Origin of the sequence: Tianxiuia mixotrophica (assembly GCF_050596425.1) — a bacterium.
Classification (GTDB): Bacteria; Bacillota; Clostridia; order Peptostreptococcales; family Acidaminobacteraceae.
This window is the reverse complement of the sequence record NZ_CP192292.1, coordinates 2,305,424-2,320,020: the sequence shown is the minus strand read 5'-3', so window position 1 is coordinate 2,320,020 and position 14,597 is coordinate 2,305,424. Positions and strand designations below refer to the sequence as shown.

Genomic DNA, 14,597 nt, shown 5'->3' with positions numbered 1-14,597 from the left:
GAAGGATTCATTAATTTTCTAGTCATTCCAATTTATTAATATCAATTCACCATTTCAACTATTTTTCTTCACCCAATGGGTAGAAATTAAATAATCTAGCTCTTATATTGAAAGGAGATCCCTATGTGCACTGTCTTTTTCGCATACAAGGTTCACAATAAATACCCCCTAATTTTCATGGGAAACAGAGATGAATTCTATGACAGACCCTCAATTCCTGCCCATTTTTGGGACAGTGATGACAGTATTCTAGCAGGTGTAGACTCAAAGGAAAATGGCACCTGGACAGGCATAACCAAAAGTGGTCACTTTGCTTTCGTCACAAACTTTAGAGACTTTTCTATGATTCGGGCTGATACCATATCTCGGGGACACTTGGTTCGGGATTTTTTAGTATATAAACCCCTGCCTCAAAAATACTGCGAAATCATTTCGTTAAAAGCACATAAATTTAATCCGTTTAACCTTATAGTTGGTGATATGAACGAGCTTTCTTATTACTCCAACATTGATAGACAAGTTCATGTACTACCTCCTGGAATATACGGACTTAGCAATCACCTACTTGATACGCCCTGGCCAAAAGTTGCCACTGGCAAAATGGTATTAAAAACCATTGTCGATAGACATGAGGCTATCTCCCCAAATTCTCTTTTTAACGTCTTAGATGACAAGACAATACCACCAGATGAAATGTTACCCGACACTGGTATTGGACTTGAGATGGAACGTCCCTTGTCCAGCACTTTCATAGATATTCCGCACAAAAACTATGGCACAAGATTTCAAACCGTCATACTGGTTGACAATGATATGCATGCCGTATTTGTGGAAAGAAGCCGGGACAACAATGGCAAATGGGAACTCCGTACCCACGAATTCGATATTGACATTCCTTCAAACGAAACACATGATTTCAAAAGAACATAACATACAAAGAAGGGGTCCAGTGCATATCAGTGCACTGGACCCTCATTTTATTGTTCGAGACTAACGTCAAATGAATACTTGTATTTCTTCCTATTGGTGACAACTGTCACCTTATACTCACCAATTTCGTCTAGGTCCACTTCAACTTCATGAATCGATGTGAAATAATAACTGTTTTGCTCAAATTTTTCATGCACGTCTGCAAGTTCAGTTCCCGAAGGCGCTGTTATGGTGACGTGTTCATCTATCTCTTCATCTAGGGACTTGTAATTGAGAACAAGTTCAAAATATGTGGGACCCATCTCAAAAAAGACATTTCTCGCCCGTATATAATTAAACATGCCTTCATCCAATTCTTGCACTTCATCACAGAGCACGCAACTAAGCAGTTCTGTCATTACATCACCTCATTTCTATTTTTATACTATTTCTTAACAAGCAAATTTTCGATTTTTTGTAGCACTGGTATTTGTGAAATCTCTGCCTGATCCAAATACTGCTGTTTAATAATTAATAGGCCATAAATTATAGCCCCTACACTCACTGAAATCAAAGTTACAATACGATCAGGTAAAAGACTGTCAAACACAATGCCCGTCACAACAAGCCCGACCCACATGCCAAATACGGAAAGGGTTGGCTTGCGAATAAGTTTTTTAACATCAAAGCTGTAGCCTGTGTATTTGTTTAGGGAACGGCTGTTCAAATAAGTCGTTACCATATAGGCAGTGATTACTGCGTAGCCCGCGCCCATAAGTCCAAAGTTCGGGTTCGGAACAAGGATCAAATTAAGCAGGACTTTAACCGCCACACCAAGCAACATGTTACGAACAGGAACAACGGGTTTCCCTATGGCATTGAGTACATTGGTTTGTATTTGCGAGTAAATAATAAAAACCAGAGCAAAAGCAAGGGGAATAAGCACCTGACCACCTATGGTCGAGGAAAATATCAAACCAATTAGGTCATGGGATAGAACAGCAATACCTACAGCCGCAGGAAATGCAAGGAGCGTTCCCATCTTCATGCCCATTCCAATACGCCTATGAACCACATCAAACTCTTTTAGCTCCCAAGCTTTGGCTACGAATGGAACAATGCTGGTGCTAATTGACAATGATATAATCAGGGGTATGTTCATAATTGTGTTGGCTCTTGAGTAACCCCCGATAAGCTCGAGGGCGTCGTGGGAGTCGCCAGTGAGTTCTGTTAAAGCTGCCGGTAACATAACCGAGTCCACCAGGCCCATTACAGAAATAATAGCACTGCCCATAGCAATTGGAACTGCCATACTAAGCAGTTTCTTTAAGATGATTTTTTTCTCTTCCCTGCCGATTTCAATATCTTTAACAATTATGTGTTTTTTATAGCCCATAAAGGTAGTCACTAAATATATAGTAGCAAATAGACCTCCGGCCGCTGCACCAAATGTTGCACCACCAACAGCCAGTCCAATATCGTTATATTTGTCCATAAAAAACCAAGTCAGGCCTATGCCGAAAACCACTCTTGCAAACTGCTCAATAATCATGGAAACTCCTGTGGGTACCATGTTTTCATGACCTTGAAACAGTCCTCTAAAGGCTGACATGATTGAAACTATAAGAGGCGCGGCCCCAAGGCCTATCAATCCCCAGTATGTTTCTTCTGGCCATTTAAGAAGTGTAATAATGTGGTTTACGCCAGCAAAGAGCACAATTGTCATGATGAGTCCAAAACCCAAAAACAAACCAAAGGCCAATTTAAAACTCATCCATGCATGACTGTCTTTTTTTGTTGCACGGTACTCAGCAATCTGCTTTGATAAAGCCATTGTCAAACCCACTGAAGACATGGCAATAAAAGCAGCATAGACCGGATATAGTATATAATAGAGCCCTTGTCCCTCTTCACCAACAAGATAATCCAGCGGCACCTTAAAAAATACGCCAAACGCTCTTGATATAAAGCCCAATATCATAAGGATCAAGGAGCCCTTAATAAACGACTGTCTCTTCATAATTTCTGATCGTCTCCCAACCTACATTTCATGTGTTATGATTCATATTTTCGAATCTTTTTAAGTATAAGGCATTTTAACAAAAAATGTGTAACAAAAATATGAACGTCAGTAAATTTTCTGACGTTCATAGCTAACATATTATGTTATTTACAAGCCCGCAAAACATCTCAGCGAAGACACCATACCACATCTAGTTTTTTTAATTGATGACTGACTATATATTGTGCATCAATAGGATAAAACCGTCCCTTTGCGGGCAAATCATTTATGAGTAATTTTATAGATCCGGCTTGGACCCTTTGATTCTTTTTCGAATAAACCAGATAGATCCAAAACCAAGTACAATAAATGCAATACTAATAACCTGAGCCATTCGAAGAGGTCCGAGCATCAAGCTGTCTGTACGCATCCCTTCTATGAAAAACCGTCCAATAGAGTACATGCCCATATAGAGTAAAAAAACCTCTCCGTCAAATTTCTTATTGTCACGGTGCTTTAATAGGACACCCAGGACAAATAAGTTCCACACAAACTCGTAGAAGAAGGTTGGATGGACCTTTTGCCCCTCAACCATGATTCCCCAAGGCAGGTCGGTTGGACCACCATGCGCTTCATTATTGAAAAAGTTTCCCCACCGCCCAATGGCTTGACCTAGTATAAGGCCGGGAGCACAAATATCAATTAATTTGGTGAAGTCTAATTTTTTTATTCTCGTGTATATCCAACCTGCAAGAACGCCGGCCAAGACGCCACCATGTATGGCCAGTCCACCACCTCTTATGTTTATCATTTTCATAATATCGCCCTGATAATACGACCAGTTAAATAAAACATAATAGAGTCTTGCACCAATAATTGCTGATGGCATGCATACAATCACCAAGTCAATAATTGTATCCTCTTCAAATCCTAGTTTTTTTGACCTTTGAAGGATCAATAATGTGGCTAGTAAAAGCCCTGTTGCTATAAAAATACCGTACCATCTGATTTGAAAACCAAAAATCTCAAATGCTATCGGATCCATAATAATCCCTCCTATTCTACAACTGACAAGACAACATTGTCTGACTTGAGATGTGTCTTAATTGTGTTTTCCACAAATTCAGGTGACATATCTTCAAGGATACCCAAATAATCAAACAGATCCATATGCTTCATAAAGTAAGAAACAAAGGCTCCCGCTACATACTGGACAGAGTTAAAGGCACTTAAATAACGACCGATTGCCTTTCTCTTAACCCTGTTAAAAGCTTCGTGGTCTATGCCTTTATCTTGAATTTTTTTAATTTCCTCTTTGACTGCCTCAAAAACCTTCTCATATTCTGCAGATTCTCCACCAAACATAACATGCCCATACTCTAGGCCACTAGAATATTCATGGTAGAAGGATGCGTTTATTATTCCCGCTTCATAATTATCAGAATAGAAGGTTGAGCTTTTGCCAAAATACATGTCTAGGGCCAGCTTCATGGCAATGGTCTTTTGCAGAGCCCGTTTAGGGTCTCCCATCAGAACCGGGTCTTTAAACCCTATCATAAATAAAGGCACTGGAACATTCATAACTTGTCTAACTTCTTTTTCTCGAACACTTTTAGGTTCTTCAGGGAGCAAGAGCTTTGGTGTTTGTCCCCGTTTAGCATAATCTGTTGAAATACCAGCCTCAACACTTCTCATTATTTCATCTAACTCTAAATCCCCAACTACAAAAAGGATCATGTTTTCTGGCACATAAAACGAATCATAACACATCTGCAACTGATCTCGCGTTGTTGCATAAACAGACTCAATTGATCCTGCAACATCTTCTCTTACAGGATGATTATGATACATTTCTTTCAAGGTATTGAAATAAACTTTCCAGTCAGGATCATCGTCATACATCTTGATTTCCTGACCGATTATCCCCTTTTCTTTTTCAACATTATCATCTGTTAAATGACATCTTTGTACAAAGCCTAAAAGGAGCTTTAAGCAGTCATAAAAGTTATCCACTGTTGAAAACATGTACGCCGTTGAGTTGAAATTTGTGTACGCATTGACATTGGCGCCAAGTCTTGAGAATTTGTCGAATATATCTCCATCCGATTCCTCGAATATTTTGTGTTCTAGGAAGTGCGCTATGCCAAGGGGCATTTCAACCGCTTGTCCATCTTTAAGTTCAAAGTTGTTATACATGGCCCCGTAGCGTGTTGCGAAATATGCAAATTTCTTTGTATATCCCGCTTTTGGCATAAATTGAATTTCTAAGCCTGAGCTGTGAATAATTTTATATACACTTTCATTTAGAAGGCTGTCGTGTCGATGATCTACTGAATATTCCATCATTCTATTCACCTTCCTTAGCTAAAAAATATACTGTATCTAGAGTCATACGCTTTCCTGCTTCAATAATTTCTTCTTTTGTGACCAGCTCAATTTTCTTAAGTAGACCAGCCATATCAAATGGTTTGCCACTCATTTTTTGTGAGTAGTAAAAATTCATAAAAGAATTAGGATAGTCAGTTATTGATCGTACAGCACTAGATAATGAATCTTTCGCCATTTTTACATCGTCATCATCAAATAGACCTGTTACCATTTTATCCATTTCAATTTGTATAAGATCCATAGCTTTTTGTCTATTTTCAGCTTCAATGCCTGAACTAATCAGCATAATCCCCTTATATTTTTCCACCCTGGAAAAAATGTAATAGCAAAGAGATGCTTTTTCTCGAACATTTTTAAAGAGCTTTGAACTTGCACCGCCTCCAAGTATATTAGAAAATAAGACACTTGCATTATAGAGTGGATGTGAAAACGGAATATTTGTTCTAAGTCCAAGGGTTAGCTTGGCCTGGGTCACGTCAAAGTTTTCATGTACAGACTTAATTTTAGTCACCGGAACATCCGTGACTGATTTAGGTATATTTATAATTTTTTCTCTTTCGAAAGTGAAGTTCTCAAGAATTAAATCCTGTGTTTTTTCGAAATCAATATCTCCCACAAGAACAATGTCTATTGGAGAGCTCTTAAGAATATGGTTATAATGGTCCATCAAGTCACCGTTTGTAATTGTATCAAGCATTTCGACAGTTCCGTACTGATAAAATCTAAACGGTTCTTTCTCACACATATGTTCCATACACCGGTCTATGGCATACATCATTTTATCGTTAACGCGTCCTTGAATTTCCTCGCGTAAGTTTCTGACCTCATTGTTAAAAACATCTTCTTTAAAGAGTCCATTTTCCTTGATTGGATCTTTAAGGACTTCATTTAAAATTTCCAGTCCTGAAGTGAGTAGATTTTTATCTTTAATATGCTTTTCGTTTGGTAATTGCAATTTAAACTGCATGGCATGTAGTTCGCCGTATTTGTTCACATCGCAAGATAGAATACCACCATAGAGGTTGTCAAGGGCATTATTAAGAGCCTTCGAATTTGGCCATGACCTCGTCCCCTGTTCCAGTATTCTAGTTAAAAGCGTGTTGTAGGTTGCTTCCTTTTCATTTAATGGGCGCTTAATATATACACCAATCAAATCAGTTTTGAATTTGTCTGATTTGATCAGGTGAAGTTTTACCTGATCCGCCATTTCTATGACGCGGATTTCATCAATCATTTTGTCATTCCTTCCCAGTATTCACTCTAGACACTGATATAATGTGTCACCATTACCCATTATATCAGTGTAAAAATAGACCGTCCAGCAAAAGCCAGACGGTCTAAGGATTTCTTAAGGTATTGTGACTACTGAATCGAATTGAGTGCAGTGTCAGAAAGTTCTTTAAACACCGTGCTTCCTGCATGGGAAGAACTTTCTTCAAATATGCGACCAATTCCCTCTTTTCCAAGTTCTTTCATTATAAGTCCCTTATAGTAAAGAATCACAGCCTTTTGAAGGGGCAATAAATCCTTCTCAAGAAGTCGATCTAAGGTATCGTGAGCAATATGCATTCTGTTTTGCTTAAAATCTAAAATAGCTTGGTTGCAACGTGCACAGGACTTAACCATAGGGTCTCTATCCGCAGCGAGCATTTCACCAATATGCTTTTTAAAGATCTCTTGTGAGTCATGCACTCTATTTTGCATAAGATAGGCAAATGCGAGGTTGTTATAGTAGACGCCTTTATGCATTGGACTAAACCCTTTCAATGATAAAGTCTCCAAAATGACAAGGGCTTCATCAACTCGCCCCTCGTAAATAAGGCCTGTTGCAATATTTATTTCAATGAGTCTCTTGAACTTATCTCCCCGAATTTGATTCCTCAAAAGATTCATCCTTTGCAAATACAACTGTGGTTGCCCCTGCACCATGAGTATCTTGATTATATTTTTTTGTTTTCTTATCGATGTCCAGATGATTGCAAGCATATAAACTGCAAAAATACTCAACACGAGTGGTCCAATAGTGGTAGCACGCATTTCCAAATCAAGCACCCCAATTATAGCGCCTAATATCATACCAGCAATGATCGCACTGCCCCATAGCCATTTCTTGTTCACATTCATCCCTCTCTTCTATGTCGTTAGTATTATAACAATGTGATGTGACCACTTCGTGTCCATGTTGTATTTTGTTGATTCTTAAAGCTATTTCGTATATAATTCTTAGGTGTGTTAATATCTGCTAAAGAAACTTACCTCTTTATTTTAAAGAGACTTATAAATGAAAGGGAGATCTAAATGAAATTAGGAATCGTGGGACTGCCAAATGTCGGCAAAAGTACCCTATTTAATGCAATAACGAAAGCTGGCGCTGAGTCTGCCAATTATCCATTCTGTACAATCGATCCAAATGTTGGTGTTGTTTCTGTACCAGATAAGAGACTGAACACCCTTAAAGATATGTATAATTCAAAAAAAATAGTCCCAACAGCTATTGAGTTTTACGATATTGCAGGCCTTGTAAAGGGAGCCAGTAAAGGGGAAGGTCTTGGAAATAAGTTTCTAAGCCATATTCGCGAGGTTGAATCTATCGTACACGTTGTGAGATGTTTCGAAGACCCAAATGTGGTTCATGTCGATGGTGAAATTGGACCTTCTAAAGATATTGAAACCATTAACCTTGAGCTCATTTTTTCAGATACAGAAATGCTTGAAAGACGTATTCAAAGAACCCAAAAGGCTCTTAAGGGTGACAAGTCCTTACAAGCAGAACTTGATCTGCTTAAGAGAATTATTGCTGTATTAGAAGAAGGTAAATCAGCACGTACTCTTGATTTAACCCCTGATGAAGAAATCTTTGCTAAGTCTTTGAATATGCTTAGTTACAAGCCTATTATATATGTAGCGAATGTTTCTGAAGAAGATCTGGTTTCAGGTGAGGAAAACCACTTCGTTAAAGAGGTTCGCGATTTTGCTCAAACAGAAGATGCGGAAGTTATTACGATTTGTGCTCAGATTGAACAAGAAATTTCTGAACTTGATGATGACGATAAAATGGCCTTTTTAGAAGATCTTGGCTTATCGGAATCCGGTCTTGATAAACTTGTACATGCCTCTTATCATCTTCTAGGCCTTATTTCCTTCCTGACAGCAGGACCTCAGGAAGTACGTGCTTGGACCATTAAAAATGGAACAAAGGCACCTCAAGCAGGTAGAAAAATTCATACCGACATTGAACGTGGATTTATCCGTGCTGAAACAATCGCTTTCAACGCCCTTACTGAACACGGTTCTATGGCTGCCGCTAAGGAAAAAGGTGCAGTACGCCTTGAAGGCAAGGATTACATTGTTAAAGATGGCGATGTGATTCTGTTTAGATTCAACGTATAAATTTATTAATAAAATAAATCCGCCAACACTTTAATTTAAACAGTGTTGGCGGATTTTTATTTAACTCACTTCTTTATTTCGTCTTCTTTTTACCAGCGTTTTCATTGAAATGCAAATTGAGTTCTGACATTCTTGCCATCACTTCATTTTTCTTCTTCATAAGACTGTTCATTTCATTGACAAGAAGACCGTCATGTTTTCTGTCTTTTTCCATAAAGAACAATGACAGGCCACCAAGACCAACATGGGTTCCTACTGCAACACCCATTTGCATGATGTATATATCACCCTTATATCCAACCTCGTCAATAATCTTATTTTGAAGATTCAATGCCACACTTTTGTCCGATGTGTATCCAATGATTATAAAATCATTCATTACAGCATGGTTTCTATTTTTAAAAGCTTCCACGTAATGGGTCATGACTTTTTTACGACCACGTTCCTTGGCCACAATGGCGCCTTTTCCATCACGCATAGACATAATGGGTTTAATTTTAAGTAGTTTTCCTATAAATGCACTGGCATTCGTTAGACGCCCACTTCTAATTAGGTTGTCAAGATCATCTACAGATAAGAAGTGCTTTACGTGTTTTTTAAAGGCTTCGTTAAAATCAACCAAGTCTTCAAATTGCATACCCCGATCTCTCAACATGGCACTTTTCATGATAAGCCATCCACTGCCATGACTCATACTCTTTGAATCAACCACATGAACCTTAATTTCAGGTTCGGTATGTTCCTCTAAGAACATTGTCTTGGCAATCTCTGCAGACTGGTATGATCCACTGGTCCCACTAGACATGGTGATGCATAGAAATTCTCTACAGCCTTCTTCATAAGCCTCTTCCATAATGGCTAAAAACTCTGTTGGCGCAGGCATAGCCGTTGTTGCTGGTTTGCTCAATTTATCAATAATAGCATAAAAGTCATCTGGAGTCAGATCAATTTTATCCTTATATGTTTTTCCATCAACGGTTATACTAAGTGGTGCAATGCCTATATCATACTTTTCAACAATTTCTTGCGACAAATCACAAGTTGAATCTGCGAAGATCTTAATCATGTGGTTCCCCCATATCTCATACTATTTAAAACTTAAAACAATTATAGCATTTAAATTTATAAATGCACTCTCCAAATAAACATTTACCCTATATTATTTATGAAATTCGCTGAAAAACTATAAATTATGGTGAAAAAACAAACTTTTTGTTACATTATTGAAGAATATCAACTAAAAACCAATAGAATGAGTAGTGAGATTACAGTTACAATTAAGATTGCAAACACACTGGAAACAGTGAGTCTATTCATTTGCTTCCTATTTTCATTTAGTAAAGGCTGGATCAAATGACTGTGCATTTCATCATATTTAACACTTATTTCTTTAACCGTGTTTAAATAGGCTTGAGTGTCTGATACAACACCTTCAAGTACTTCTAAATTCTTATTTTTCTTAAGAGCCCGTTTAAGTTTATTGCTATAATCCAAAGTGTCATCGATTTTTTGAACAAACTTAAGATCTTCCTCTGATTGTGGCTCTTTCGTGGAACTCTCTTTACCATTTTCAGCCGCTTCCAGCCGATCTTTTAAATGATTGTTTTCTTCATTGATCGCTAAGATCATGTCTTTTTGCTTGGCTTTCATCATATCAATTTGAAGCTTTATTTCTTTTGATATTTTAGCCGGACTCGTAACTTTAATAAAGTGTTCATTAATCATGCCTGGTTCACCGTAAACCATGAACTGCAATGACTTTTTATTATTCAACGCATTTAAGTAGTTTTCAACTATTGGTCTTGAGAACTCATTGAAATAAGCTTCAAACTTATCTTCAGCAAAACTCATAACCCCTTGTTCGTCAACACTGTTTAGTATGTGAAGCAATATATCAATTTTTTGTTCCGCACTCAACTTAGAATTTTCTGGCATATAAACCACTCCCTATAATTGGACTTTTGCTTATCCTAGCATAAAAGTCAGTATGATTTCCCGATTTATTAATGAGTAAATAATCACATGGTAATAGATTAGACCCAGATGCACTGTACAACGTGCAAAACAAGGTCATTACTAGTATTATTTTCCTTTTTTTCTTTTGCCTACAATAATAGTAACAGATTTTTTGGATAAATCATACACACAAGCGTCCTAACATCCTAGGTATTAGGTCTGACACCAAATGCTTCCCAACCCTTTTCAAAGCACCACAATATCTACCACTTCTAGATATATTTCAAATGGCTATTGCAGAGTCTCATAAATGTAAAAAAAGCCTAACCCTTTTAGGGTTAGGCTTTGGATGTTACTCGTAGAAAGGAGGATCAATAAGAAGACTGTACGAATGAATTTCTTCTTGTACTTCAACTTTCTCATCTGCAAATGAAAATGAGGCAGAAAGTGTCAATATTAATAAAGCAACCAATAACGATAGTAGTTTTTTCATAAATAAACCTCCAAAATATTATTTACCTAATCACAATTTGAAGTATGCATTTATAAGCGATTTTTTTAATTTTTCGGCTTCTTGATACTCTACAGAATAACGACTGATGATTTGAATGAGTTTCTTACATTCAGCATCATTTCCACACTCTCTGATAATTTCGGCTACGTCGTGCATGTTTCCTAAAACATAATCTGTATCATGGTTTTTATCAGCAAGGCTTATTAAAGTTAAATAGAAAAAAGATCTTAAGTTCATAGATGGTTTGACATCTCTCATAAAATATGTAACCGATCTGACCTTCTTAGAGAAATCCTCTTTACGATTCATATCTGTTAAGACTTCAAGTAGTGTGACTTCTCCATACACTCTCGTTTGTATATCTGCAGTGTGATCCAACAAATTATTGAGAGTTTCCTCAGCTTTTTCTAATTCTTGCTGTGCCATAAATATGTTTGCTCTAAGCGCATCTACAAAATCATTTCTTAAATCACGCCTTGCTTTAATTTCACAAAACCGATCTAAACGTTTATGCGCCAAAGTATAATTTCCGAGTTTTTTATTAAGAAGAGCTGAATTATAGTAATATTTCTCTTCTAGTTGCGGAACCAAATTAGGAACCTGTGGTTCTAACTCATTGAAAAAATAGTCATCATAAGCTTTAGCACGATCAAGAATATTTAACTCCACATGTGCACTGATGACTCTCGCTAGAATACTCAGTGCTTCAGGAATACTGTTATTTGATATATGTACATCAAAAGCTTTAATTAGGAATGGCAATGCCTTACGACGTTCAGTTTTATTATAGTAGTAGTTACCAAGTAAACCATTTAATCTAGCATACTCATAAGGTGATTCAACAACCAAATACTTTTCTTCCATTAATTTTAATTGTTCATGATCAACATTTCGAATCTTTTCAAACTTAGCTAGTTCATCATTCAGCTCAAGTTTGGTCACAAGCCTCTTAGCATTCATTAAATCCTCTTTATCGAGTCTTAAATCAATCCCCTTAGATGCAAAAACCTCATTGAACTTTTCTGAAATTCTGTATGCCATTTCATGAGATATCTCCACTTTTCCATTTTCTAAATTGCTTAAATATGGTCGTGAAATACCTTGGCAAATTAGAGACTTTTGCATAATATCATACTTGTCTCTTAAATAACGAACCGCATTAATTTCTTTCCCCAAATCTACCACCTCGATTTAACCCTCGCTTGTCAATTGAGCATCACTTGGGCCTTCCAAAAATATTTTTTCAATACTCTTTTTTTCACTATCTTCCAAACCGCTGTTTTCGGCAATCTCCAACAGTCTTCTCATATCACTGTTAAAGCGCATATCCGATGATTCTTCATTATGATAAGAATGTTTATAGTATGTGATATCAACGAATAAGTCACTCATACGAAACAAGCTAATGATTTCATCAGACATAGCAATAGCTTTTCTTAACCTTGCCTCCAAGCTATCAGCGTTTAAATGGTCCCCACCCCACACTGACTTCTTAACAAGGATGTCTAATGTTTTTGTCATATACGTATTTGTATTGGTGATTTGAGATTCGACGATTCTTAACGGATCACTTACCTTCAGGTCATAGTTTAAATCTATGCGCACTTGATTATAACCACTCATCCCCGCGGGTAAAGGCAGTACAATCTTGTGATTATGCATGTGGTTGTTTAGGTCGATAAAGACACAATCCGAATATGTACACCAGAAGTTCTCCCAAAACTTTAAATGTGTCACATCCGCATTGACCACAATCCACTTCTCACCTCTTTTGTACCGAAGCACCCTAGCAATCCGATCATCCGATTTTGGTAGATCTGATAAGCCCATAAACCGTTTTAGCTCGTAGATACCTACAATTGGATTATACAATCCCAACCTCCTTAATTCAAGAAAATTTGAAATTTTTAGGAAATTGTTAAAGTATGCGATATTTCTATTTTCTATGTCAGCAATTCTTTTTCATTTCCTTGTATGATTATGTAATTCTAATATCGCATTTTCCAATATACATTATATTATATTTTATAGACATGAGCAATTGTTCTTTTTAACCAGAAAAGACTTATTATAGCCACTACAAAATAGGACAGAGCCAGTGCAAGAAAAATTCCCTGATAGCCCCATACCGTTCGAGATACACTCGCTAGTGGAATATATATAACAAACATAAGGGTCAGACTTATAAGAGCAGCCTGAAAGGGTCTATTAATAGCATTCAAAACTGACATTGTTATTTGTATAATGCCATATGCACCATAAAACAATGGCACTGTTCTCAAGTAGAAAACGAGAGCCTCTATGACCTGTGGGTCGTCGCTGTATATGGCTCCAATATGGCCACCTGCTATAAAAAGTACAATATATACCACAAGACTGGACCACAGGGCCAGCTTTATAGAAACATTTATTCCCTTCTTAACCCGATCCAGTTTTCCAGCACCGAAGTTTTGTCCTACAAAAGGTGTCATAACAACCGCTAGGGACATTATGAAAATGAGGGCAAAGCGTTCAACCTTTGAAGCCACACCATAACCAGCCACAGCGTATAGACCTTCTGTGGCAAGTAGTCTTGTAATCACACCTATCCCCAGAGGTTGAATAATCTTTGTCAAAGCGTTTGGAACGCCAATATACAAAATATCCTTCCACGCTCTATACCGTTCTGATAATGGAACATAAGAAAAGGTTACAATCTTCTCTCTAACAACAAGTATGTAAAGTGCAACACTAAATGTTATACACCTTGATAAAACAGTTGCAATGGCCGCCCCTCTTACCCCCATTGCAGGAATAGGACCCATTCCAAATATAAACATTGGGTCAAGTATTGAATTGGCTACAGCCGCCACCACCATAACAAGACTGGGTGATTTCGTGTCTCCAAGGGCTCGAATAGAATTATTGCCGACCATAGGTATCACCACAAAAACCATGCCAAGATACCAAACTTCCATGTAAGATTTTATATAGGGCATGACTTGGGCATCTGCACCAAGCGCTGTAAAAAGTGGCTCAATCGTCAGAAGACCTATTAGGACAAAGCAAAGTACAACCATGACCCCAAGTGTTAAGCTCTCAGTTGCATACCTGACCAACTTTGTCTTATCTTTGGCACCTGCTGCTCTTGACACAACGGAGGCTGTGCCCTGCCCTATGCCCAGTGCGATGCTGTTCACGACAAGAACCACCGGGAATGTAAATGAAATGGCCACCAATTCTGTCGTCCCCAGCAAACTGACAAAATATGTATCGACCAAATTAAAGATAATCAGACCCAACATACCAAGAACCATTGGGCCTGAAAGATTTAATAGGGTTTTGCTTATGTTTCCTTCTGTCAAAGACTGTCTCATAATCTACCTCTTTTGTCTTTCATAGAATTGCAAATCTTTATAACAAGTATATCTTAACGGGTTGACAACTTGCAAAGTAATC

14 protein-coding genes are annotated in these 14,597 nt (G+C 37.6%); 2 read left to right on the top strand and 12 right to left on the bottom strand.

Annotated elements, in window-relative coordinates:
* The first annotated feature begins 123 nt into the window (after nt 1-123).
* Entirely contained in the window at nt 124-930 is an 807-nt protein-coding gene (locus tag ACQ4KW_RS09990; RefSeq protein ID WP_430886390.1) for an NRDE family protein, read from the top strand.
* Between the two features lie 47 nt (nt 931-977).
* On the opposite strand, the gene ACQ4KW_RS09985 is transcribed toward ACQ4KW_RS09990, so the two are convergent.
* The 6 genes from ACQ4KW_RS09985 to ACQ4KW_RS09960 all read right to left on the bottom strand — a co-directional run bounded on the left by ACQ4KW_RS09985 (nt 978) and on the right by ACQ4KW_RS09960 (nt 7,417).
* A complete protein-coding gene (locus ACQ4KW_RS09985; RefSeq protein WP_430886389.1) occupies nt 978-1,328 on the bottom strand; it encodes a hypothetical protein in 351 nt (116 codons plus the stop codon).
* A 26-nt stretch (nt 1,329-1,354) separates the two neighbouring features.
* The gene (locus ACQ4KW_RS09980) at nt 1,355-2,929 is read right to left on the bottom strand and encodes a putative polysaccharide biosynthesis protein (protein WP_430886388.1); all 1,575 of its coding nucleotides are present in this window, start codon (nt 2,927-2,929) and stop codon (nt 1,355-1,357) included.
* Nucleotides 2,930-3,209: 280 nt separating this feature from the next.
* The gene (lgt, locus tag ACQ4KW_RS09975; RefSeq protein WP_430886387.1) at nt 3,210-3,956 is read right to left on the bottom strand and encodes a prolipoprotein diacylglyceryl transferase; all 747 of its coding nucleotides are present in this window, start codon (nt 3,954-3,956) and stop codon (nt 3,210-3,212) included.
* Nucleotides 3,957-3,967: 11 nt separating this feature from the next.
* A complete protein-coding gene (gene yfmH, locus ACQ4KW_RS09970) occupies nt 3,968-5,257 on the bottom strand; it encodes an EF-P 5-aminopentanol modification-associated protein YfmH (protein WP_430886386.1) in 1,290 nt (429 codons plus the stop codon).
* A gap of 1 nt (nt 5,258) precedes the next feature.
* The gene (gene yfmF, locus ACQ4KW_RS09965) at nt 5,259-6,533 is read right to left on the bottom strand and encodes an EF-P 5-aminopentanol modification-associated protein YfmF (RefSeq protein WP_430886385.1); all 1,275 of its coding nucleotides are present in this window, start codon (nt 6,531-6,533) and stop codon (nt 5,259-5,261) included.
* A gap of 128 nt (nt 6,534-6,661) precedes the next feature.
* Nucleotides 6,662-7,417, bottom strand: a complete 756-nt coding sequence (locus ACQ4KW_RS09960) for a hypothetical protein (protein ID WP_430886384.1) — start codon at nt 7,415-7,417, stop codon at nt 6,662-6,664.
* Nucleotides 7,418-7,597: 180 nt separating this feature from the next.
* Here ACQ4KW_RS09960 and ychF point away from each other — a divergent pair, with 180 nt between their 5' ends.
* Complete coding sequence (gene ychF / locus ACQ4KW_RS09955) at nt 7,598-8,689, top strand: redox-regulated ATPase YchF (protein WP_430886383.1); 1,092 nt, start codon at nt 7,598-7,600, stop codon at nt 8,687-8,689.
* A gap of 73 nt (nt 8,690-8,762) precedes the next feature.
* Here ychF and ACQ4KW_RS09950 read toward each other — a convergent pair whose 3' ends face one another.
* The 6 genes from ACQ4KW_RS09950 to ACQ4KW_RS09925 form a co-directional block, all read right to left on the bottom strand.
* Nucleotides 8,763-9,755, bottom strand: coding sequence for a DegV family protein (locus ACQ4KW_RS09950; protein WP_430886382.1), 993 nt, complete (start codon nt 9,753-9,755; stop codon nt 8,763-8,765).
* 167 nt (nt 9,756-9,922) lie between these two features.
* Nucleotides 9,923-10,624 carry a hypothetical protein gene (locus tag ACQ4KW_RS09945; protein ID WP_430886381.1) on the bottom strand — a complete coding sequence of 234 codons (702 nt, stop codon included), beginning with the start codon at nt 10,622-10,624 and terminating at the stop codon, nt 9,923-9,925.
* Between the two features lie 373 nt (nt 10,625-10,997).
* Complete coding sequence (locus ACQ4KW_RS09940) at nt 10,998-11,138, bottom strand: hypothetical protein (protein WP_430886380.1); 141 nt, start codon at nt 11,136-11,138, stop codon at nt 10,998-11,000.
* A gap of 30 nt (nt 11,139-11,168) precedes the next feature.
* A complete protein-coding gene (locus ACQ4KW_RS09935; RefSeq protein WP_430886379.1) occupies nt 11,169-12,335 on the bottom strand; it encodes a helix-turn-helix transcriptional regulator in 1,167 nt (388 codons plus the stop codon).
* A 15-nt stretch (nt 12,336-12,350) separates the two neighbouring features.
* On the bottom strand, nt 12,351-13,031 hold the full coding sequence (locus ACQ4KW_RS09930; protein WP_430886378.1) for a hypothetical protein: 681 nt from the start codon (nt 13,029-13,031) through the stop codon (nt 12,351-12,353).
* A gap of 146 nt (nt 13,032-13,177) precedes the next feature.
* Nucleotides 13,178-14,515, bottom strand: coding sequence for an MATE family efflux transporter (locus tag ACQ4KW_RS09925; RefSeq protein ID WP_430886377.1), 1,338 nt, complete (start codon nt 14,513-14,515; stop codon nt 13,178-13,180).
* Nucleotides 14,516-14,597: the final 82 nt, after the last annotated feature.

Coding starts and splice junctions, on each gene's coding strand:
- ACQ4KW_RS09980 (WP_430886388.1), bottom strand. CDS start 2,929: ATGAAGAGACAGTCGTTTATTAAGGGCTCCTTGATCCTTATGATATTG.
- yfmF (WP_430886385.1), bottom strand. CDS start 6,533: ATGATTGATGAAATCCGCGTCATAGAAATGGCGGATCAGGTAAAACTT.
- ychF (WP_430886383.1), top strand. CDS start 7,598: ATGAAATTAGGAATCGTGGGACTGCCAAATGTCGGCAAAAGTACCCTA.
- ACQ4KW_RS09950 (WP_430886382.1), bottom strand. CDS start 9,755: ATGATTAAGATCTTCGCAGATTCAACTTGTGATTTGTCGCAAGAAATT.
- ACQ4KW_RS09985 (WP_430886389.1), bottom strand. CDS start 1,328: ATGACAGAACTGCTTAGTTGCGTGCTCTGTGATGAAGTGCAAGAATTG.
- yfmH (WP_430886386.1), bottom strand. CDS start 5,257: ATGATGGAATATTCAGTAGATCATCGACACGACAGCCTTCTAAATGAA.
- lgt (WP_430886387.1), bottom strand. CDS start 3,956: ATGGATCCGATAGCATTTGAGATTTTTGGTTTTCAAATCAGATGGTAC.
- ACQ4KW_RS09940 (WP_430886380.1), bottom strand. CDS start 11,138: ATGAAAAAACTACTATCGTTATTGGTTGCTTTATTAATATTGACACTT.
- ACQ4KW_RS09945 (WP_430886381.1), bottom strand. CDS start 10,624: ATGCCAGAAAATTCTAAGTTGAGTGCGGAACAAAAAATTGATATATTG.
- ACQ4KW_RS09990 (WP_430886390.1), top strand. CDS start 124: ATGTGCACTGTCTTTTTCGCATACAAGGTTCACAATAAATACCCCCTA.
- ACQ4KW_RS09925 (WP_430886377.1), bottom strand. CDS start 14,515: ATGAGACAGTCTTTGACAGAAGGAAACATAAGCAAAACCCTATTAAAT.